Raw genomic sequence first — 20,799 nt, forward strand, 5'->3', positions numbered from 1 at the left:
CGAGGGTAGGCAGGTGCACACCCTGGGGTGCCTGGTGTGGGCGGTGCGGGTCGCGCAGGCTGATGGTGGGTGCCGTATCCGTCGCCGATCCGACATCCGTGACGACTCTGCGCAGTGGGGTGATGGAGCGCGGAGCGTAGACCGAGGGGGAACGATGAATTTCGATTTCGATTCGCAGCAGTCCGGCGGCACGACTTGCGCTTGCCCGGACAGGCCCACACTTGCCCGGCCAGAGGTCGCCATCGTGGAACGCCCGCTCGGGCGTCCGACGCGATCGACCGTGGGCGCCTTTCCCCTGGCCGCAGCGCAGCGATCCATCTGGTTCGCGCAACAGCTCACGCCGGAGATCCCGTACGTCATCGCCCACTACGTCGATCTGCGCGGTCCGGTCGAGCTTGCCGTTCTGTGTGACGCCACCCGTCGCGCGAATCTCGAATTCGGCTGGGGAGCGGTGCGGCTGGTGGACGTCGACGGGCAGCCGCATCAGGTCGTCAACCCGGTTGCCGACGATCGGGTACCCACCACCGACCTTCGCAGCGAGGACGATCCCGTCGAAGCTGCCCACCGCTGGATGCGGAACGACCGGAGCGCTCGTACCGACATGTACGACGGACCGCTCCTCGTCTCGCACATTCTTCAGCTGGGCGACGATCACTACTACTGGTACTCCCGCGCTCACCACATCGTGTCGGACGGGTACGCCGCGATGATGCTGATGAGCCGCACCGCCGAACTGTACGTCGCCGCCGTCGAGGGCAGGGAACCACCGGATTGCCGGATCGTGGGACCGGAACGTCTCGTGCAGGAGGACGCGACGTACCGGGCCTCCACCCGGTTCGCCCGGGACCGCGACTACTGGCGCGAACAGGGCAGCGGCCCGGCGTCGGTCCTCAGCCTGAGCGGCCGCGCGGCGCGACCGGACACCGACGCCCGGAAAGCGACCGGGCACGGGCGTCCGAGCGAGGGCCCGCGGAATCCCACCGCTGTGACTGTCGCCGCCTTCGCCGCCTACCTCGCCAGGATGACCGGCGTCGACGACGTGGTGGTGTCACTGCCGGTGTCGGCGAGGACGACGGCCCGCCTCAGGCATTCGGGCGGTTCGGTCTCCAATGTGATCCCGTTGCGGCTGAGGGGAATCGGCTCTGCCACCGTCCGTGATGCGGTCGGAACCGTCGAGGTGGCGTTGACAGCGGCGTTGCGGCATCAACGCTACCGCCGCGAGGACATCGGCCGGGACCTCGCAACGGGCGGTGTCGAACTGCTGCATTTCGGTCCGGTGGTCAACGTCATGATGTTCACGAAGGAGATCGCGCTCGGCGCCGTGAACGGGACGGTTCGGGTACTCACCACCGGTCCCGTCGCCGACCTTGCCGTCAACATCTATCCCGGGGCCGAGGGCAGTGCCGCCCGGATCGACTTCGAGGGAAATCCGGCACTGTACGACGATGCCGAACTGACCGGACATCACGCGCGGTTCCTCGCCTTCCTCGACAGGTTCACCACATCGTTCGAGTCGGAAGTGCTGGTTGCGGACCTCGACGTCTTCCTCGCCGCCGAACGCGAAGAATTCGCTCCCGCGCAGGGACTTCCGGATGCCGACCCGATCACACTCGACCGCCTTCTCGCGGCGACCGTCGCAGGTCACCCGGAGGCGATCGCGATCCGCGACCGCGGGCGGAAATTGTCCTACCGCGATCTGAACCGGCTTGCCGACCGGCTCGCCCGGCTCCTTACCGCCCGGGGCATCGGGCCCGAGGACATCGTCGCGGTCTCCATTCCGCGGTCGATCGAGTCGGTGCTGGCGTTGTGGGCCGTCGCGAAGGCCGGCGCGGCCTACGCTCCGATCGATCCCTCGCACCCGAGCGCTCGCATTGCGTACACCCTGGGCGATTGCGGCGCGACAGTCGGGCTGACCGTTCGCTCGGAGCGTGCCCGACTGCCCGGCACCGTCGCTTGGCTGACTACCGATATCGACGATCTCGAAAAATTGTGTGAAGAAGCCTCTTCCGCGGCTCTCCCCGATGCGGAACGGTCCCGTCCGCAGCTCGTGGACCATCCCGCATATCTGATCTACACGTCCGGGTCGACCGGGGCGCCGAAGGGCGTCGTCGTCACTCATCGCGGCCTCGCCAACCTCGCGCAGGAGATTCGGGACAAGTACGCGGTGTCCCCGCGTTGTCGTATTCTGCATTTCGCCTCGCCGAGCTTCGACACGGCGCTGGTCGAAGTGCTCGCGGCTTGTATCGGCGGCGCGACGCTCGTCGTGACCCCGCCCGGCGTCTTCGGCGGCGAGGAACTGTCACGACTGTTGCGCGACGAACGCGTCACCCACCTCCTGACGACACCGTCCGCGCTGGCCGCCATCGACTCCGCCGCGGCGGACGAACTGGAGTTGGTGCTGGTCGGAGGGGAGGTGTGCCCGCAGGAGCTGGCTCGGCGGTGGGCCGGTGGCCGGACCGTGCGGAACGCGTACGGTCCGACGGAGTCGACGTGCAGCGTCACCCTCACGGATCCGGTGTCACCGGATCGGAGGATGACGATCGGCTCGCTCATGCGCGGCGTGGACGCGGTGGTTCTGGATCGCCGCCTGCGTCCGCTTCCGCCGGGCGCTGTCGGTGAGCTCTACCTCGCCACTCCGGCACTCGCCCGGGGCTACCACCGTCGCCACGGGCTGACCGCTTCCCGGTTCGTCGCCGACCCGTTCGGCCGCGGTGGATCCCGGATGTTCCGCACCGGGGACGTGGTGCGGTGGACGGAGGAGGGAACGCTCGAGTTCCTGGACAGGTCCGACGACCAGGTCAAGATCCGCGGATTCCGTGTCGAGCTGGGCGAGATCGACGCCACGTTGACCACGCATCCGGGCGTCACCTTCGCCGCGACGGTGGTGCAACGAAATTCGGCCGGCGATCCGAACCTGGTGTCCTACATCATGGCCGAGGGCGACGCGTCGATCGATCGCGAAGTCGTGAAAGCGCGGCTGGCACGGTTCCTGCCGGACTACATGGTTCCGAAATCGATCATGCTCGTGAACTCGATCCCGCTGACACCGACGGGGAAGCTCGACCGGGCGGCGCTCCCGATGCCGGAGTTCGGCTCGGATACGGTGCCTCACCGTGACCCCGAAACCCCGGCCGAGCGCCGCGTTGCACGAGTGTTCGCCCGGGTCCTCGGCGTGGATTCGGTCGGCGCCGACGATTCCTTCTTCGATCTCAGCGGCGATTCACTGTCCGCCATCCGGGTGGTCGCGACGATCAACGCCGAGCTGGGCACCACGCTGGGCGTGCGCGAACTCTTCGATGCACCGACGGTTGCGGCACTCGCACTGACGATAGCGCAGGCCTGCGCGCACCCACCGAACACCCGCCCGCCGCACGGACCGAAGTTGGGTGCAACACCGCTGCCCACTCTCGTGCCGCTGTCTCCGTCGCAAAGCTTCATCGACCGCAGCGTCGGGGAACCCGCTCTCCACAACATCCCCTTCACGGTACGAGTGCGCGGCGGGTTCGACGTCGATGCCCTGCGCTCGGCGATGGCGGACGTCCTCGAACGGCATCGTGCACTGAGGACAGTCTTCCCCGATTCGCTGTCGGGGCCGTACCAGCACGTGCTCGACGTGGCCGATGCGCTGCCCGACCTGAGTCCGGTGGTGACCGGTGCGGCGGACATGGCGGCGCAGACGTCGGAGCTTTTGTCCGCGGGATTCGACGTGCGGCGCGAGCCTCCTCTGCGCGCCCGGCTGTTCCGGCTCGGCGACCGCGACCACCTTCTCGCCTGCGTCATCCACCACATCGCCGCAGACGGCTGGTCGCTCGCACCCTTGGCACGAGACCTCGCCGACTCCTACCGCGCCCGGTCGACGGGCAGTGAGCCCGCATGGGAGCCCCCGATCGTGCACTACGCCGACTACACGGTGTGGCGTCGGGCACTGCTCGGGGACGAGGACGACCCGGACAGCGTCGCGTCCAAGCAGATCGCACACTGGACGAAGGAACTGTCGGGACTTCGGGGGGAGCTCGCGCTGCCCATCGATCGTCCCAGGCCGAAGCGGTGGACCTATCGAGCGGGTCGGCTTCCGTTCTCCCTCGACGTGCATGCGCATCGAGGCCTGCTGGCCACCGCGCACGAGCACCACGCCAGCCTGTTCACGGCGCTCAGGTCGGCAGTTGCGGTACTGCTGGCCCGCCTCAGCGGAGATCCCGACGTCGCAATCGGGACTCCGATCGCGGGTCGGGGAGACCCGGCGCTCGACGACGTGGTCGGCATGTTCGTCAACACGCTGGTACTGCGAACGCGGGTCGACCCGACGATGACGCTGTGCGACATCGTCGATCGATCGCGCGGCGTGGAGCTTCGTGCTCTGGCGAACGCGGACGTACAGTTCGAGCGACTCGTCCAGGTGCTCGACCCGCCGAGGTCGCCGTCCCTGCACCCGCTGTTCCAGGTTGCGCTGTCGCTGAACAACTTCGCTCCCGCAGCCCTTAACGTGTCCGGGCTCGACTTCGAGGTCACACCCCGTCCACTCGACATCGCCAAGTGCGATCTGCATTTCCACTTCGCCGAACGGCACGATGCCGACGGGAGACCCGACGGCATCGATGCCGAACTGGTGTATTCCGCCGACCTCTACGACGCATCTACCGCACGGGGTTTCATCGACGGTCTGCACACCATCGTCGACCCGATCGGTAGATGACAGGGGAATCGACGTGGTAGAGATAGCGGATGAGCGGCATGCGGAGATCTGTTCTGGTGTCACTGCTCGGCGTCGCCGCGCTCCTCGCGCCGGCCGCCTGCTCCGATCGTTCCGGCACGGCGGTGAGCGAGCCGTCGGCACCGACGACCGTCTCCGCCGCGGACACGACCGGCACCGAGGCGACCGCGTCCGGGACCCAGCCCTACACGGAGACCGAACTGCAGGTCACCGGTTCCACCGGCCGGGTCGGCTACGACGTGACCATCCCGCAGATCGAGGGCGGCGATCCGGCGGTCACGGCGGAGTTCAACGAATCGATGCATGCCGCGCTGCAGGACCAGATCGACGGCTGGGGCACCGACTCCTTCACGCTGAGCAGTGAGGACCACAGCGTCGCGCACATCGGCGAGCACGTGATCAGCGGCCTGCTGGTGACGTCGTGGAACGCCGATCCGCCCGGCGCGCATCCCACCCCGATCGTCGCGACGGTGGTGGTGAATGCCGACACGGCTGCCCCGATCACCCTCGGCGACCTCTTCCCCGACCTTCCGGCCGGTCTGCAGAAGCTGTCGGACGAATCCGCGCGCCTGCTCCCGGCGACGGTCGCCGGACCGGACTTCGAGCGCAGCGGCGTCGAGCCGACCGAGGCGAACTTCGCCAACTGGCTGGCCACCCCGGATGGCATGGAGATCCACTTCAACGACTATCAGGTGGGGCCGCACGCGATCGGACTCGTCACGGTCACCGTGCCGTGGGACGCGCTGGCCGACGTGATCGACCCCGATCTCGCCCCCGTCGTGTCGAGCTAGCAGCTGCCCGACCGCTCACCGGGAACGAGCCTGTGGCCGCCCCGGTTTCGCGACTTACCGTCCCAGACAGGCCTTGCTGCCGAATGTGTCTGTCGAATGGGAGAGGAGCGCGCCCGTGAGTGCACGCACCGAGAATGATGCTCGTGCGAATCGGATCGGCGACGTGGACGCGGTCGTCGTCGGCGCGGGTTTCGCGGGTCTGTACGCGGTGTACAAACTGCGAAGCCTGGGTCTGACGGTTCAGGGTGTGGAGGCGGCCGCCGGTGTGGGCGGCACGTGGTACTGGAACCGCTATCCAGGTGCCCGGTGCGACGTGGAAAGCGTCGACTACTCGTACTCGTTCTCGCGGGAACTCGAGCAGGAGTGGGATTGGAGCGAGAAATACGCGACGCAGCCGGAGATCCTGGAGTACATCAATCATGTCGCGGACCGGTTCCACCTCCGCGACCGCTTCCTGTTCGACACGCGGGTGACGTCGGCGGAACTGGACGAGGAGTCGCTCCGGTGGGAGGTGCGTACCGACCGCGGCGACGTCCTGTCGGCCCGGTTCTGCATCTTCGCGACGGGCGCGCTGTCCACGGCCAACATGCCCGGCATTCCGGGACGCGAATCCTTCACGGGCGACTCGTATCACACCGGTCACTGGCCGCACGAGGGCGTCGACTTCACCGGCCGGAAGGTCGGGATCATCGGCACCGGGTCGTCGGGCATCCAGTCGATTCCGCTGATCGCCGAGCAGGCGGAGCACCTGTACGTGTTCCAGCGCAGCGCCAACTACAGCGTCCCGGCCGGTAACGAGACGTGGGACGACGAGATGCGGCGCGCGATCAAGGCCGGATACGACGAACGCCGGCGCCTCTCCAGGGAGAGCGGGGGCGGTTCCCCGTACAACGCGCACCCGAAGTCCGCTCTGGAGGTCTCCGAAGACGAACGTCGGGAGGCCTACGAGGTGCGGTGGAAGCTCGGGGGAGTGCTGTTCGCGAAAACCTTTCCGGACCAGACGAAGACCGACGCCGCGAACGCCACCGCGCGGGAGTTCGCGGAGGAGAAGATCCGCCGTCTCGTCGACGACCCGGCTGTCGCGGACAAGCTGATCCCGAACGATCACCCGATCGGGACCAAGCGGATCGTCACCGACACCCATTATTTCGAAACGTACAACCGGCCGAACGTCACCCTGGTCGATCTCAAGGCGGCGCCGATCGAGTCGATCACCGCGTCGGGCATCACCACCGCCGACGCCGACTACACCCTCGACACGCTGGTGTTCGCCACCGGATTCGACGCCATGACGGGCGCCCTGGACCGCATGCGGATAGTCGGCCGGGGTGGTGTGTCGCTGGCCGAGTACTGGAGCGAGGGGCCGAAAACCTATCTGGGTCTGGGGGTTCCGGGTTTCCCGAACCTGTTCGTCGTCACCGGACCGGGCAGCCCGTCGGTGCTCGCGAACATGGTGCTCGGCGCCGAGCAGCACGTCGACTGGATTGCGGACTGCATCGCGCATCTGTGGGAGAAGGACTACGACGCGGTGGAGGCGTCGGTGCCCGCCACGGAGCAGTGGGTCGAGCACTGCCGTGAACTCGCCGCGCAGACGCTGTTCCCGCTGGCGAACTCGTGGTACATGGGCGCCAACATCCCGGGCAAGCCGCGGGTGTTCATGCCGTACATCGGGGGCTTCGGCGCGTACGGGCGGATCTGTGCAGAGGTCGCCGAGGAGGGATTCCGCGGGTTCGAGTTCAGCCGGTCGCGGGCGCGGCTGGCCGACCCGGTGGGATAGTTTCACGGACATTGGTCAGCCGCGCAGGTAATTACCTGCGCGGCTGACCGATTCGTGGGAGAAGAGCGCTCAGTCGAGGAGTTCGTACGTGGCCCAGGCCTGGGCGAGCACGGCACCGTCGAGCGTGCACGTGATGGTCACGTCGGCCATGCGGGCGCCGTCCTGGACGTACGTCTGCTGCAGCGCGGACGACAGGTCGGCACCGGACGGCACCGACCGCCGGATGCGCGTGCGGAACCTGCGGAGGGTGCCGGGGAATTGCTCGGCGCCGTGCCGCTCGAGGAGGTCCACCGACCGATCCTCGGGGGTGACCGTCCCGGTGAAGCTGTTGGTCCAAACCTCGTAGACCAGCTGCTCGTCGCGGTTGCGGAATTGCACGAGTAGATCGTGCTCGCCCACCCGCCGGACCTGCGGCGACAGATCCGGAGAGGTCCGGGGCCGGAGCAAGAGGAGGTCCTGCTCGACCGCCGCCCCGGGCTCGGGGGTGACGGCCACCCCGTTCGGGACGGCGTCGGCGCACAGCCGGCGGATCTCTGCTGCGTACGGCTGCGAAGCGATGAGTGCGGCCATCGGTCCTCCCATTTCACGGGTCTGTGTTTCGAACGGTAGTCCCCGCGGTGGGCGAATGGGGTGCGCGGTCCCTGTGATCGGGATGCCGGCATCCCGACACTTTCCGCTTGCCCCGAAAGCCTCTCGCTGAGTGGGAGAGTCGGGTACCGCAGCGGGCCCGACGCGTCGACTATGAGCTACACCACACCCCGAGGGTGTTCTTGACGTACAGCGAGGCGGAGGTAGACATGGCGCGCAACAGTGCCGTTGACGGCGATGAAGTCCGGATGATCGAAGTGGGATCGGCACCAACGCGTTTCGCGCGCGGGTGGCACTGCCTGGGTCTGGCGAAGACCTTCAGGGACGGCACCCCCCATCAGATCGACGCGTTCGGGACGTCGCTGGTGGTGTTCGAGACGTCCGACGGGACGCTCAGTGTGCTCGACGCCTACTGCCGTCACATGGGCGGCAACCTGGCGCACGGCACGGTTAAGGGCGACTCGATCGCGTGCCCCTTCCACGACTGGCGCTGGGGCGGCAACGGCAAGTGCACGGGAATCCCGTACGCGCGACGCGTCCCGCCGCTGGCGCGGACCCGGGCCTGGACGACCATCGAGCGCAACGGGCAGCTCTACGTCTGGAACGACCCGCAGGGCAACCCGCCGCCCGCCGACGTGACGATTCCCGAGATCGAGGGATTCGGTTCTTCGGAATGGACCGACTGGACCTGGAATTCGCTGCTCGTCGAGGGCTCGCACTGCCGCGAGATCGTCGACAACGTGGTCGACATGGCGCACTTCTACTACGTCCACTTCTCGTTCCCGCGCTACTTCAAGAACGTCTTCGAGGGGCACGTGGCCACCCAGTACATGCAGTCGACGCCGCGCCACGACATCTCGGTGGGCACCAGCTACGACGACCCCAACTCGACGCTGCGCTCGGACGCGTCGTACTTCGGCCCGTCCTACATGATCGACAAGCTGTGGAGCGAGGCGAACGGCATGATGATCGAGACGGTGCTGATCAACTGCCACTACCCGGTCACTGCCAATTCGTTCGTCCTGCAGTGGGGCGCCATGGTCAAGAAGCCCGAGGGGCTGTCGGACGAGGTGGCCAACGGCATGGCAGCGCAGTTCGCCGAGGGCGTCGAGCTCGGATTCAAGCAGGACGTCGACATCTGGCTGAACAAGTCGCGCATCGACAACCCGCTGCTGTCGGAGGAAGACGGCCCCGTCTACCAGCTGCGCCGCTGGTACCAGCAGTTCTACGTCGACGTCGAGGACATCACCGACGACATGACCAAGCGCTTCGAATTCGAGATCGACACCACCCGGGCGGTGCAGAGCTGGGAGGCGGAGGTTGCCGACAACCTCGCCAACGGCGTCGTGCCGCTCGACACCAACGCCTGACCCTGCACCGAGTAGCGAGTAGAAGGACACGACAGATGACCCACGAGGTTCTCGACAACATCATGGCGATCGCGGATCAACTCCGCGATCAGGCGCCCGAGGCCGAGCGGATCGGCCGGCTGCCCGACGACACGGCGAAGAAGCTCCGCGAGGCCGGCCCGATCAAGTTGCTGCAGCCCGGCAAGTACGGCGGTTACGAGGCGCACCCCCGCGAGTTCGCGGAAACGGTGATGACGGCGGCGTCGCTCGACCCGGCCACGGGATGGGTGTGCGGCATCGTCGGCGTGCATCCCTGGCAGTTGGCATTCGCCGACCCGAAGGTGCAGGACGAGGTGTGGGGAGCCGACACCGACACCTGGATGGCGTCGCCGTACGCGCCGACGGGGATCGCGACCCCGGTCGACGGCGGCTACGTCTTCAACGGTCGCTGGCAGTTCTCGTCGGGAACCGATCACTGCGACTGGATCTTCCTCGGCGCGATGCTCGGCGACAAGGACGGCGCCATGGCGCTGCCGCCGAAGATGCTGCACATGATCCTGCCGCGCAGCGACTACGAGATCGTCGAGGACTCGTGGAACGTCGTCGGACTCAAGGGGACCGGTTCGAAGGACATCATCGTCCGGAACGCGTTCGTCCCCGACTACCGGGTGATGGACGCCGACGAGGTGATGAACGGGACCGCGGTGCAGAAGTTCGGCCGCACCGAGACGCTGTACAACATGCCGTGGTCGACGATGTTCCCGCTCGGCATCTCCTCGGCCGTCGTGGGAATCGCGGAGGGCGCCCTGGCCGCTCACCTCGACTACCAGCGCGACCGCGTCGGCGCGCAGGGCACCGCGATCAAGGACGACCCGTATGTCCTGTTCGCGGTGGGTGAGGCGGCGGCCGACATCAACGCCGCCCGTCAGGAACTGCTCGCCAACGTCGACAAGATCTGGGATCTCGTCGAGTCGGGCAAGGAGGTCACGTTCGAGGACCGCGCGGCCGGCCGTCGCACCCAGGTGCGGGCCGCATGGCGTGCGGTCACCGCCGTCGACCAGATCTTCGCGCGGTCGGGCGGCAACGCGCTGCGCATGGACAAGCCCCTGCAGCGGTACTGGCGGGACGCGCACGCCGGCCTCGCGCACGCCATCCACGTGCCGAGCACCGTGTACCACGCGTCGGCGCTCAGCTCGCTCGGCCTCGACCCGGCCGACAACCTCAAGTCGATGATCTGACCGCCGTCGGACCTCGAAAACAGCAGAAGGACAACACATGACAGACATCAAGGGACTGGGCTACGTCAAGATCCAGACCAACGACCTGGAGCGCTGGCGGACGTTCGCGTTCGACGTTCTCGGATTCGCCGAGGGCAGCGGTCCCGACGAGGACGCCCTCTACCTCCGCATGGACGAGCGCGCGGCCCGCATCGTGGTCGTGCCGGGCGAGACGGACGAGGTGGTCACCATCGGGTGGGAGGTCCGCGATCACGCGGGCCTGGTGCGCGTCCAGGAGGCGGTCGAGGCTGCAGGCATCGCCGTCAAACCGTTGTCGGTGGAGGAGGCCGACGCACGGCGGGTCGAGGAGGTCGTGACGTTCCAGGACCCGACCGGCGCGACGATCGAGATCTTCCACGGCGCGGTCCTCGACCACAGCCCGGTGGTCACCCCGTTCGGCGCGAAGTTCGTGACCGGGGCGCAGGGCCTCGGCCACGTCGTGCTGCCGGTGATGGACTTCAGCGGAGCGTTCGACTTCTACACCGAGGTGCTCGGCTTCCTGCCCCGCGGCGCCTTCCGTATCCCGGCGCCGCCGGAGTTCGGCCCGATGCGGGTGCGCTTCATGGGCGTCAACGAGCGTCACCACAGCCTGGCGCTGTGCCCCGCACCGCACGGCGGAGCGCCGGGTCTGGTGCACATCATGGTGGAGGTCGACACGCTCGACGCCGTCGGGCAGGCGCTCGATCGTGTCGTGAAGGACGGGTTCTCCGTCTCCTCGACCCTCGGCCGCCACACCAACGACAAGATGGTGTCGTTCTACGTGCGTGCCCCCGGCGGCTGGGACGTCGAGTTCGGCACCGAGGGCATGAAGGTGGACGAGAAGTACTACTCCGCGGAGGAGATCACCGCCGACAGCTACTGGGGCCACGACTGGTCCGGAAGTGAACCGCTGGCGGCGATGTAGAAGAGGTCGGGGCCCGGTCGCGTATCTGTCGATGCGCGCGCCGGGCCTTTTGGCTGTTCGGGGGCGTGCACGGAGCACTATTGCAAATAGGTATATGCCTATTTATAGTAAGTGTCGCCAGTCACACACCGCGACGCCGCTTACGGCAGCGCCGCTACGGAGGTCCCCATGACGACGTCACTCAGCCCCACCCCCACCGCCGGACTCGATCGCGCCGCCCTGCTCCTCGACGCCTTCGACGGACCGGGCAGGCTCACGCTCGCGCAGATCGTGCGCCGCACGGGGCTTCCGCGATCCTCCGCGCACCGGATGCTCGAACGTCTCGTCCAGCTGAGGTGGCTCCGCCGGGAAGGCCGGGACTACGAACTCGGCATGCGACTGTTCGAACTCGGGTCGCTCGCCGTGCACCAGGACCGCCTGCACCGGGCCGCGCTGCCGTTCCTGCACGAACTCCATCGCCTCACCGGGCACGCCGTGCATCTCGCGGTGCTCGAGGGGATCGACGTCGTCTACCTGGAGAAGATCGCCGGACGATTCGGGGTCGGGCTGCCGTCCCGGGTCGGCGGCCGCCAGCCCGCGCACTGTACGAGCGTCGGCAAGGTGCTGCTCGCCCACTCGCCCGAGACCGTGGTCGACCGTGTCGTCGAGGCGGGCCTGCCCCGCAGCACCCGGTTCAGCATCGACTCACCCGCGGCGTTCCGCGCCGAACTGCAGAAGACCCGCGAACGCGGCGCGGCGTACGACCGGGAAGAGGACCTCGTGGGCGTCAGCTGTGTCGCCGTGCCGGTGGGCACCGACGACAACGTGGTCGCGGCCATCTCGGTGTGCGGTCCGAGCAGTCAGATCAAGCTCGATCACCGCCTCACCGCACCGATTCGCATGTCCGCGAAGGGCACCTGGCGCAACTACATGTCGGCCGCGACCCCCGCCGCCGGCCGCGCCGACCGATACTCCGCCTGAGACGAAGGAGCACGAATGCCGCTCGACGAGCAGGCCGAGACCATTCTCCGGGGATTGAACGACAACTTCCCCCGGGTGGAGACCATGACGGGTGCGCAGGCACGGGCGGCGACGAAAGCAGGACGCACGGCCGTCGTCGACGCCGAACCGGTGGGTGCCGTGCAGGATCGGGAGATACCGGGTGGTGCAGGCCCGATCGGGGTGCGGATCTATTCGCCCGTGGCGCGCCCGGCGGAGCCCCTGCCCGTCGTCGTCTACTTCCATGGCGGCGGGTTCGTGATCTGCGACCTCGACAGCCACGACGGCTTCTGCCGTGCGATGTGCACCGGGACCGGCGCCGTCGTCGTCTCCGTCGACTACCGCCTGGCGCCGGAGGCGCGGTGGCCCGCGGCAGCCGACGACGCCTACGCCGCGACGTGCTGGATCGCGCAGCACGCCCACGAGTTCGGCGGCGACTCGGACCGGCTTCTCGTCGCCGGCGACAGCAGCGGGGGCAACCTTGCCGCGGTCGCCGCACTGATGGCCAGGGACCGGGGCGCCCCCGCCGTCGCCGGGCAGCTACTGATCTACCCGGTCATCGAACCGGTCTTCGACACCGAGTCCTACGAGGAGTTCGCGGAGGATCACTTCCTCACCCGCGCTGCGATGCAATGGTATTGGGATCAGTACCTGCCCGATCGCCGCGACGACGTACCCGTCTACGCCGCCCCCGTGCGGGCCGAGGATCTCGGTGGGCTGCCCCCCGCGATCGTGATCACCGCCGAACGCGATCCGCTGCGATCCGAGGGGGAGAAGTACGCCGCGGCACTCGCCGACGCCGGTGTGCCCGTGCACTGCCGGCGAGTCGCGGGAATGTTCCACGGATTCCTGACGATCGACGCGATGACCGCGGCGCAGACCGAGCGGCGAGAGCTGTGGCCGCGACTGCGGGATCTGATGGCCGAGCGGGCAGGAACCCCGTCGACCTAGTCTTCGCCGTCCGCCTCGTCGTCCGCGTCCCGTGCCGCCTTCATCGCGGCCTGGTACTCCTGCTGCGCCTCGCGGGAACGCCGGATCGAATGCGGTTCGTTCGGTTTCGGTGCGCCGGGACGTTCCGGCGTGCCCTCACCGTGCATCCGCAGGGCGGCCTCGTCGATGTCGGCGAGCATCTGCTTCGCCAGTTCGCTCTCGGCCGCGTAGTAGCGTTCGGACCACTTGTTGACCATGTGCGCGAACGCCCACGTCGGTTCGACGTCGGAATCGCGGGCGTCGAGGGCGGCCTGCCTTCTCATCCCCTCCACGTACGAGATGTGCTCCTCGAGAGCCTCTTTGAGTTGTTCGGGCTCGGTGAGGTGGCCCAGCCACATGCGCAGCATCACCCCGTGTTTGAGGACCGGGGGATCGATCGGCGCCTCCCGCGCCCAGCTGCGGATCACGGCCATCCCGGCGTCCGTGATCTTGTACAGGCGCTTGGGTTTCACCCGCGCCGCGTCGTCGACGACCGTCCTCGACGTCACGTATCCCGCGTCCTCGAGCTTCTTCAGTTCCGAGTACACCTGGCTGAAGGACGGGCTCCAGTAGAAGAAACGCACACTGTACGACGCCCATTTCTTCAGGTCGTAGCCGGACAGCTCCTCGCCGAACGACAGGATGCCGAGTACCGGCCAGCTCGTGGAGCGGAGGCCGGCGAACCCGGAGTTCTGTGTGGGGTCGGACGAAGGCATTTCCCGAGCTTATCAACCGAGCGTTCGGGCTTCGGCATGCGAAAGGCTGCCGCTGGGCGGGACGGGGCATTCCGCGCCGGGAGGCGCCGCGGCGAGGCTGAACGCAACCCGTCGATCCGAGGAGACACGATGACCCGAACCGAAGAACCCGTGCCGCCGGTGGTGCGACGCGTCGACCCCGCCCAGCTCAAGTCGGTGCTCGGGCATTTCTGCACCGGGGTCACGGTGATCACCGCACACGACGGCGACACTCCGCACGGCTTCACGTGCCAGTCGTTCGTGTCGCTGTCGCTGGACCCGCCGTACGTGTCGTTCAGCCCGGCGCGGACGTCGACCAGCTGGCCGCGGCTGCGGGCGAGCGAACACGTGTGCATCAACGTCCTCGCCCACGATCAGCGCGACGTGTGCGCGACGTTCGCGACGAGCGGCGCCGACAAGTTCGCCGACGTCGGCTGGTCGCACGCCGACAACGGCGCCCCGGCGCTCGACGGCGTGCTGGCCCAGGTGCGGGCGACCGTCGAATTCGAGCACGACGCGGGCGATCACACCATCGTCGTCGCGCGGGTCACCGGACTCGACGTGCTCAGGGACGTGCCACCGCTGCTGGTGTACCGCGGCGGGCTCGGCATCTTCACCGCTGTGACGTAGCCGCGCGGTCTCCCACTCGGCGGGAAGAACTGTGGGAAAAAACAATTGAGACCGGCAGGGTGTGATCGAGACCACTTCGGAAGGTGTGCACGATGAGCGTAGACGAGCAGAACTGGGACCGGGAGGTCGATCTCCTGGTGATCGGCAGCGGTGCGGGTGGAATGACCGCCGCCCTCGCCGGGGCCGCACGGGGACTCGACACCCTTCTCGTCGAAAAGTCCGGGGTGTACGGCGGTTCGACGGCCCTGTCGGGTGGCGCGCTGTGGATCCCCAACTCGCCCATCCTCGTCCGTGAAGGCCGAGCAGACGACCCCGCCGACGTCCGCAAGTACCTGGAGTCGATCGTCGGCGACAGCGTGCCGGCCGAACGCCTCGACGCGTACATCGAGCAGGGGCCCGCGATGATGCGGTTCTTCGAACAGAACTGCCCGCATCTCCGGTTCTCCTGGTGCGAGGACTATTCCGACTACCACCCAGAAAATGTGGGCGGCCGGCCGAAGGGGCGGACGGTCGAACCGCTGCCGTTCGACATGAACCAACTCGGTGCCGATCGCGCACTGCAGCGCCCGAACTCGCTCGCGATGCCGGGCGGGCTGTACATGACGTCCACCGAGTTCCGGCATCTCAACATGTTCTTCCGCACCTGGGCCGGTCGGCGGACCGCGCTGGGCGTCGGCTGGCGTTCGGTGGTGGCGATGGTGCGGCGCAGGCGGATGGAGACGCTGGGCCAGGCGCTGGTCGGCCGGCTGCGGCTGACGCTGCAGGAGGCCGGGGTTCCGCTGTGGCTGAATTCTCCGCTGAAGAGCCTGATCACGGACGGGCCGGGTGCGGTGACGGGCGCGGTCGTCGCATCCGGCGGGCGAGAACTGCGTATCCGCGCCCGTCGCGGCGTCATGATGGCCACCGGCGGATTCGAGCAGAGCGAGGAGATGCGGAAGCGGTACCTCCGCGAGGGTGGCAAGGACAACTACAGCGCCGGCTCACCCGACAACACCGGTGACGGCATCGTGGCGGGCGAGCAGGTGGGTGCCGCCCTCGACCTGATGGACGACGCCTGGTGGATGCCGTCGTTCCGGCGGCCGGACGGCATCATGCACGTCCTCGTGTCGGAACGGTCGATCCCGCCGTCGGTGATCGTCGACCAGAACGGCAAGAGGTTCACCAACGAAGCGTCCCCGTACGTCTCCTTCGTCCACGATCAGATCGCCGGTGGCCACGACCCCGTGTGGTTCGTCTTCGATTCGAAGGCCAAGAGCCGCTACCAGTTCGGTGGGGTGATGCCCGGGCAGAAGTTCCCCGCCGAATGGTTCGAGACCGGGCTGATGCAGCGCGCCGCATCTCTCGGCGAACTCGCGCAGAAGATGAGTGTTCCCGCGGAGTCGCTGTCCGCGGAGATCACCCGGTTCAACGGGTTCGCCCGGGCGGGAGTCGACGCCGACTTCGGTCGCGGCGACAGCGCCTACGACCGCTACTACGGCGACCCGCGACTGCCCAACCCGACCATGGACGAGGTGGACACGGCTCCGTATTACGCGGTGCGGATGGAAGCCGGCGACCTCGGCACCAAGGGTGGTCTCGTGTGCAACGAGCACAGCCAGGTGCTGAACGGCAGTGGCGTCCCGATCCCCGGGCTCTACGCCACCGGCAACACGTCCGCGTCCGTGATGGGCAACGACTACGCCGGTGCCGGCGCGACGATCGGTCCCGCGATGGTATTCGGCTGGGTCGGTGCCCGGCATGCAGCAGCCGGGGCGGTGGGCTGAGTGCTTCCCGTCGAATGCCGGCGCTGCGGCAACGCGGTGCTCGTGGAGAAATACAGCGAGGCGCACACCAGCGTGCAGTGGCTGGACGACGCCGAGCAGACGTGCCCGGAATTCGCGTCGCGCGCCGAGGCGGGGGAGCACTCGATGTTCGTTCCCACCTGTGGCGCCCTGCGTGGATCGATCGACGACGCGGTGGAGGACGGGCGGGTGGGGCTGTCCCTGCGCAGCTACCCGACTCCCGGCCACCTCGACTAGAAGGGAAATACCGATGTCACGGATGGCAGGCAAGGTCGCCTTCATCACCGGTGCCGGGAACGGCATGGGACGCAGTCACGCGGTTCGGCTCGCCGAGGAGGGCGCCGACGTGGTCGTCGTCGATCTGCCGTCGGCGGAGTCCGATCTCGCCGAGACCGGCAGGCAGGTCGGCGAACTCGGCCGGCGGGCGGTCGTCGCACATGCCGACGTCCGGGACCCGTCCGCGTTGCGGGCAGCCGTCGCGGCGGGGGTCGAGGAACTGGGCCCCCTCGACGTCGTCGTAGCGAACGCGGGTGTCTGCGACAACCCCGGCCCGGCCTGGACGATCGACGACGCGGACTGGCACCGGTCGCTCGACGTCAACCTCACCGGGGTCTGGAACACGGCGACGGCCGCGGTCCCGGCGATGCGCGACGGTGGCGGTTCCGTCGTGATCGTCAGTTCGACCGCCGGCATCAAGGCGGTGGCCGGGGCCGCCCACTATTCGGCGTCCAAGACCGCCGTGGTCGGGTTGGCCCGGACCCTCGCGAATGAACTCGGACCGCAGTTCATCCGGGTGAACGTGCTGCACCCCGGCGCCGTCGGCACCCGCATGACCTTGAACCCCGCGACGATGGCACGGCTGCGGCCGGACCTCGAGAATCCGACCCACGACGACGTCGTGCCGGTTCTCGCGGCCAACCACATGCTGCCCGTGCCGTGGCTGGACTCGCGCGACGTCAGCAACGCGCTGCTGTTCCTGGCCTCCGACGAATCGCGATACATCACCGGCACACAACTCGTGGTCGATGCCGGACTGACCCAGAAGGTGTAGAGATGACAGGTCGAGTGAACGGAAGAGTCGTCCTGGTCACCGGTGCCGCACGCGGGATCGGCCGGGCGCAGGCATTGCGGTTCGCGCAGGAGGGTGCCGACGTCGTGGCCGTCGACCTGTGCGGCCCGGTCGGCACGGTGGTGACGCCGCCGGCGAGTCCGGAGGATTTGGAGCAGACCGCGAAACTGGTCGGCGACACCGGCCGTCGGATCGTGACTGCGCAGGTGGACGTGCGTGACGGCGACGCGCTCGCCGAGTCGGTCACGGCGGCGGCCGGGGAACTGGGCGGGCTGGACTTCGTGTGCGCCACGGCGGGCATCACGTCGTCGGGTGCGGCACTGGAACTGGACTCCGAGACGTGGCAGACGATGCTCGACGTCAACCTGACGGGGGTGTGGCAGACGTGCAAGTCGGCGGCCCCGCATCTCATCGAGCGGGGAGGCGGCGCGATGATCCTGACGAGTTCCATCGCCGGTCTGCGGGGGCTCGTCGGTGTCGCCCACTACACGGCGGCCAAGCACGGGGTGGTGGGACTGATGCGGTCGCTGGCGAAGGAACTCGCCCCGCACGGGGTCCGCGTCAACAGTGTCCATCCGACGAACGTGGACACGGACATGATTCAGAACGACATGGTGCGGCGGGCGTTCCGGCCCGACCTCGAGCACCCCACCCGGGAGGAATTCGCGGCGGCCGCGGTGACGATGAACATGCTGCCGATTCCCTGGATCGAACCGGTCGACGTCGCCAACGCCGCACTGTTCCTGGCGTCGGACGAGGCGCGGTACATCACGTCCGTCGCCCTGCCCATCGACGCTGGAAGCGTCAGTAGATAGTGCTGGAAGCGTCAGTAGATAGTGCGAGTCGCTCCGCTCGGCGTGCCGGCCGTGGTATGTAGAACAGGTGTCAGTTTCCGATCTCGAGGCAGTCGCGGCGATCAGCCGGCTCAAGTACGCGTATCTCCGTGCGCTCGACACGAAGAGCTGGGACGAGTTCGCCGACACCCTGCTGCCGGACGCCACAGCGAACTACGGTGAGCGCCTCACCTTCGACTCACGCGACGCGCTCGTCGAGTACATGAAGTCAAACCTCGGATCGAACACCATCACCGAGCATCACTGCGGTCATCCGGAGATCGACGTGGACGCCGATGCGGCCACGGGACGGTGGTACCTCTCCGACACCGTGCTGATCCCGGAGCACGGCATGTTGTTGCGCGGGGCGGCGTTCTACTCCGACCGCTACCGGCGGGGCGCCGACGGTCGGTGGCGGATCGCGCACACGGGGTACGAGCGCACGTACGAAGCGGTGGTGTCGCTGGCCGACGTCCCGAGTTTCCATCTCACAGCCAACCGATGGGCGGACACCTGATGGGCACGCTGGACGGCAAGGTCGCGTTGATCACCGGCGCCGGTCAGGGGGTGGGCGCGGGCATGGCATTCGCGTTGGCCAAGGAGGGCGCCCGGATCGGGGTGGTCGGGCGGACGGAGGCGAAACTCGTCGACACGTGCGCCGCCATCGCCGACTTCGGCGGAATCGCCGAGCCGATCGTCTGCGACGTGAGCAAGCGCGATCAGCTGGCGCCGATGGTCGACCGCGTCGTGGACGTGTTCGGCGGCCTCGACATCCTGATCAACAACGCCAATGCCAGCGCGCTCGGACCGCTCCTCGACGTCACCCCGAAACTGCTGGACCGGGCGCTGGCGGTCGGTCCGGTGGCGACCCTGTTCCTCATGCAGCTGTGCTATCCGCACCTCAAGGCGCGCGGCGGCGGGTCGATCATCAATCTGGTCAGCTCCTCGGCGGTGCGGTGGGACACCAGCGGTTACGGGCTGTACGCGGCCACCAAGGAGGCGATGCGCTCGCTCACCCGCACCGCGGCCAGCGAATGGGGACCCGACGGCATCCGGGTCAATGCGGTCGCCCCGCATGCGCTGTCACCGGGCCTGAAATGGTGGACGGAGAACAACCCCGAGGAAGCCGCGGAATTCGTGAAGTCGATCCCGCTCGGCCGGATCGGCGACTGCGAGCAGGACATCGGGCGCGCGGTCGTCTTCCTCGTCGGCCCCGACGCCGGCTACCTGTCCGGTGCCACCATTCCGCTCGACGGCGGGCAGGCGCGCTGGAGTTGACCCCGCACGGTTGCCCCGCGCTTGCTCATTTCCCTCCGGTCCGGTAGGAATTGGGTCGTGCATACGACTCACCTGGTGCGACGCCTCACCGTCGACCTGTGCCGTACGTGCGCCAACATGTGTTGTTGTTGACGGTCCGGCGCGCGTACCGCGTGCTGTCCACTCCTCGGTAGCCATCGGCCTTTCGGTAATTCCTCGCGCATTCTCCGCGTTCGCAGGTCCGGGCCGACCCTCGACAATTTCGCGAAAGAAAATCATGAGCATTGCATTCGAGACCAGAGCTGCGTCGCTGACGCTCGACAAGTTCGGCCCGTCGTTCGGCGCCGAGATCATCGGCCTGGACGTCGCCACTGCCACCGACGACGAGGTGGCCGCGATCCGGTCGGCGTTGACCGAACACAAGGTTCTGGTCCTGCGGGGCCAGTCGCTCGACGACGGAAGCCACATCGAGTTCGGTCGCCGACTCGGGCGGCTGACCGCGGGCCACCCCGTCCACGACAGCGGCGACGTCGCGCAGGAGGTGTACGCGCTCGACAGTCAGGACAACGGTTTCGCCGACGTGTGGCACACCGACGTCACGTTCATGAAGCGACCGCCGCTGGGATCGATCCTCCGCCCCGTCGTTCTCCCACCGCACGGTGGCGACACCAACTGGGCCGACAGCCAACTCGCGTACGAGTCACTGTCACTGCCCGTGCGGCAGATGATCGATCAGCTCACGGCAGTGCACGACGGCAACCGGGAGTTCGGGTACTACCTCGCGCAGAAACGTGGCGGCAAGGGAAACGTCTGGGACGGTGAGGAAGTCACGGCGCTCGTGCCCGTCGAGCATCCCGTCGTGCGGGTTCATCCGGAGACGGGGCGCAAGGGCATTTTCGTGAACCCGGGGTTCACGTCCCACATCGCCGGAGTGTCCGAGGCGGAGAGTCGCGGAATCCTCGACTTCCTCTACGCGCACCTCACCAAACCCGAGCACATCGTGCGCCACCGGTGGCGGCTCGGCGACCTCGTGCTGTGGGACAACCGCAGCACCGTGCACTACGCCAACCGTGACTACGGAACCCAGCACCGCGTCATGCACCGCATCACGCTGGAAGGTGACGTGCCTTTCGGCCCGCGGTAGGGCAACC

18 protein-coding genes are annotated in these 20,799 nt (G+C 67.9%); 16 read left to right on the forward strand and 2 right to left on the reverse strand.

Translation table 11 applies throughout. The annotated features are described in order from the left end of the window. Positions 1-154 precede the first annotated feature (154 nt). The 3 genes from H0B43_RS23230 (at position 155) to H0B43_RS23240 (ending at position 7,279) form a co-directional block, all read left to right on the forward strand. Positions 155-4,693, forward strand: a complete 4,539-nt coding sequence (locus H0B43_RS23230; protein ID WP_185725798.1) for a non-ribosomal peptide synthetase — start codon at positions 155-157, stop codon at positions 4,691-4,693. 29 nt (positions 4,694-4,722) lie between these two features. Next, complete coding sequence (locus H0B43_RS23235; protein ID WP_185725797.1) at positions 4,723-5,502, forward strand: RsiV family protein; 780 nt, start codon at positions 4,723-4,725, stop codon at positions 5,500-5,502. Between the two features lie 154 nt (positions 5,503-5,656). Continuing rightward, complete coding sequence (locus H0B43_RS23240; protein WP_185729824.1) at positions 5,657-7,279, forward strand: NAD(P)/FAD-dependent oxidoreductase; 1,623 nt, start codon at positions 5,657-5,659, stop codon at positions 7,277-7,279. A 69-nt stretch (positions 7,280-7,348) separates the two neighbouring features. On the opposite strand, the gene H0B43_RS23245 is transcribed toward H0B43_RS23240, so the two are convergent. Continuing rightward, complete coding sequence (locus tag H0B43_RS23245) at positions 7,349-7,849, reverse strand: hypothetical protein (RefSeq protein ID WP_185725796.1); 501 nt, start codon at positions 7,847-7,849, stop codon at positions 7,349-7,351. 227 nt (positions 7,850-8,076) lie between these two features. Between H0B43_RS23245 and H0B43_RS23250 the strand changes: the two genes are divergently transcribed. From H0B43_RS23250 to H0B43_RS23270, 5 genes are all read left to right on the forward strand, one after another. Then, a complete protein-coding gene (locus H0B43_RS23250; protein ID WP_185725795.1) occupies positions 8,077-9,237 on the forward strand; it encodes a Rieske 2Fe-2S domain-containing protein in 1,161 nt (386 codons plus the stop codon). Between the two features lie 35 nt (positions 9,238-9,272). Next, positions 9,273-10,454: an acyl-CoA dehydrogenase family protein gene (locus H0B43_RS23255; RefSeq protein WP_185725794.1), complete on the forward strand. Its 1,182-nt coding sequence runs from the start codon at positions 9,273-9,275 to the stop codon at positions 10,452-10,454. Between the two features lie 37 nt (positions 10,455-10,491). After that, positions 10,492-11,397: a biphenyl-2,3-diol 1,2-dioxygenase gene (bphC, locus tag H0B43_RS23260; RefSeq protein WP_185725793.1), complete on the forward strand. Its 906-nt coding sequence runs from the start codon at positions 10,492-10,494 to the stop codon at positions 11,395-11,397. A 168-nt stretch (positions 11,398-11,565) separates the two neighbouring features. Further along, positions 11,566-12,357, forward strand: coding sequence for an IclR family transcriptional regulator (locus tag H0B43_RS23265; RefSeq protein WP_185725792.1), 792 nt, complete (start codon positions 11,566-11,568; stop codon positions 12,355-12,357). A gap of 15 nt (positions 12,358-12,372) precedes the next feature. Beyond that, complete coding sequence (locus tag H0B43_RS23270) at positions 12,373-13,326, forward strand: alpha/beta hydrolase (RefSeq protein ID WP_185725791.1); 954 nt, start codon at positions 12,373-12,375, stop codon at positions 13,324-13,326. Here the strand turns inward: H0B43_RS23270 and H0B43_RS23275 are convergent. Next, a complete protein-coding gene (locus tag H0B43_RS23275; RefSeq protein WP_185725790.1) occupies positions 13,323-14,060 on the reverse strand; it encodes a PadR family transcriptional regulator in 738 nt (245 codons plus the stop codon). The genes H0B43_RS23270 and H0B43_RS23275 overlap by 4 nt on opposite strands. 129 nt (positions 14,061-14,189) lie before the next feature. On the opposite strand from H0B43_RS23275, the gene H0B43_RS23280 reads away from it, so the two are divergent. The 8 genes from H0B43_RS23280 to H0B43_RS23315 all read left to right on the forward strand — a co-directional run bounded on the left by H0B43_RS23280 (position 14,190) and on the right by H0B43_RS23315 (position 20,792). After that, the gene (locus H0B43_RS23280; RefSeq protein ID WP_185725789.1) at positions 14,190-14,708 is read left to right on the forward strand and encodes a flavin reductase family protein; all 519 of its coding nucleotides are present in this window, start codon (positions 14,190-14,192) and stop codon (positions 14,706-14,708) included. 92 nt (positions 14,709-14,800) lie between these two features. Next, positions 14,801-16,471 carry an FAD-binding protein gene (locus H0B43_RS23285; RefSeq protein ID WP_185725788.1) on the forward strand — a complete coding sequence of 557 codons (1,671 nt, stop codon included), beginning with the start codon at positions 14,801-14,803 and terminating at the stop codon, positions 16,469-16,471. Then, a complete protein-coding gene (locus H0B43_RS23290) occupies positions 16,472-16,726 on the forward strand; it encodes a hypothetical protein (RefSeq protein WP_185725787.1) in 255 nt (84 codons plus the stop codon). Positions 16,727-16,739: 13 nt separating this feature from the next. Beyond that, entirely contained in the window at positions 16,740-17,540 is an 801-nt protein-coding gene (locus H0B43_RS23295; protein WP_185725786.1) for a mycofactocin-coupled SDR family oxidoreductase, read from the forward strand. Positions 17,541-17,542: 2 nt separating this feature from the next. After that, on the forward strand, positions 17,543-18,373 hold the full coding sequence (locus H0B43_RS23300) for a mycofactocin-coupled SDR family oxidoreductase (RefSeq protein WP_185725785.1): 831 nt from the start codon (positions 17,543-17,545) through the stop codon (positions 18,371-18,373). A gap of 67 nt (positions 18,374-18,440) precedes the next feature. After that, positions 18,441-18,908, forward strand: a complete 468-nt coding sequence (locus H0B43_RS23305; protein WP_185725784.1) for a nuclear transport factor 2 family protein — start codon at positions 18,441-18,443, stop codon at positions 18,906-18,908. Then, the gene (locus tag H0B43_RS23310; protein WP_185729823.1) at positions 18,908-19,669 is read left to right on the forward strand and encodes an SDR family NAD(P)-dependent oxidoreductase; all 762 of its coding nucleotides are present in this window, start codon (positions 18,908-18,910) and stop codon (positions 19,667-19,669) included. Before H0B43_RS23305 ends, H0B43_RS23310 begins: the two co-directional genes overlap by 1 nt. A 256-nt stretch (positions 19,670-19,925) precedes the next feature. Continuing rightward, positions 19,926-20,792, forward strand: a complete 867-nt coding sequence (locus tag H0B43_RS23315; protein ID WP_185725783.1) for a TauD/TfdA family dioxygenase — start codon at positions 19,926-19,928, stop codon at positions 20,790-20,792. Positions 20,793-20,799: the final 7 nt, after the last annotated feature.

The sequence above is a fragment of the Rhodococcus sp. 4CII genome (assembly GCF_014256275.1).
Taxonomy (GTDB): domain Bacteria; phylum Actinomycetota; class Actinomycetes; order Mycobacteriales; family Mycobacteriaceae; genus Rhodococcus_F; species Rhodococcus_F wratislaviensis_A.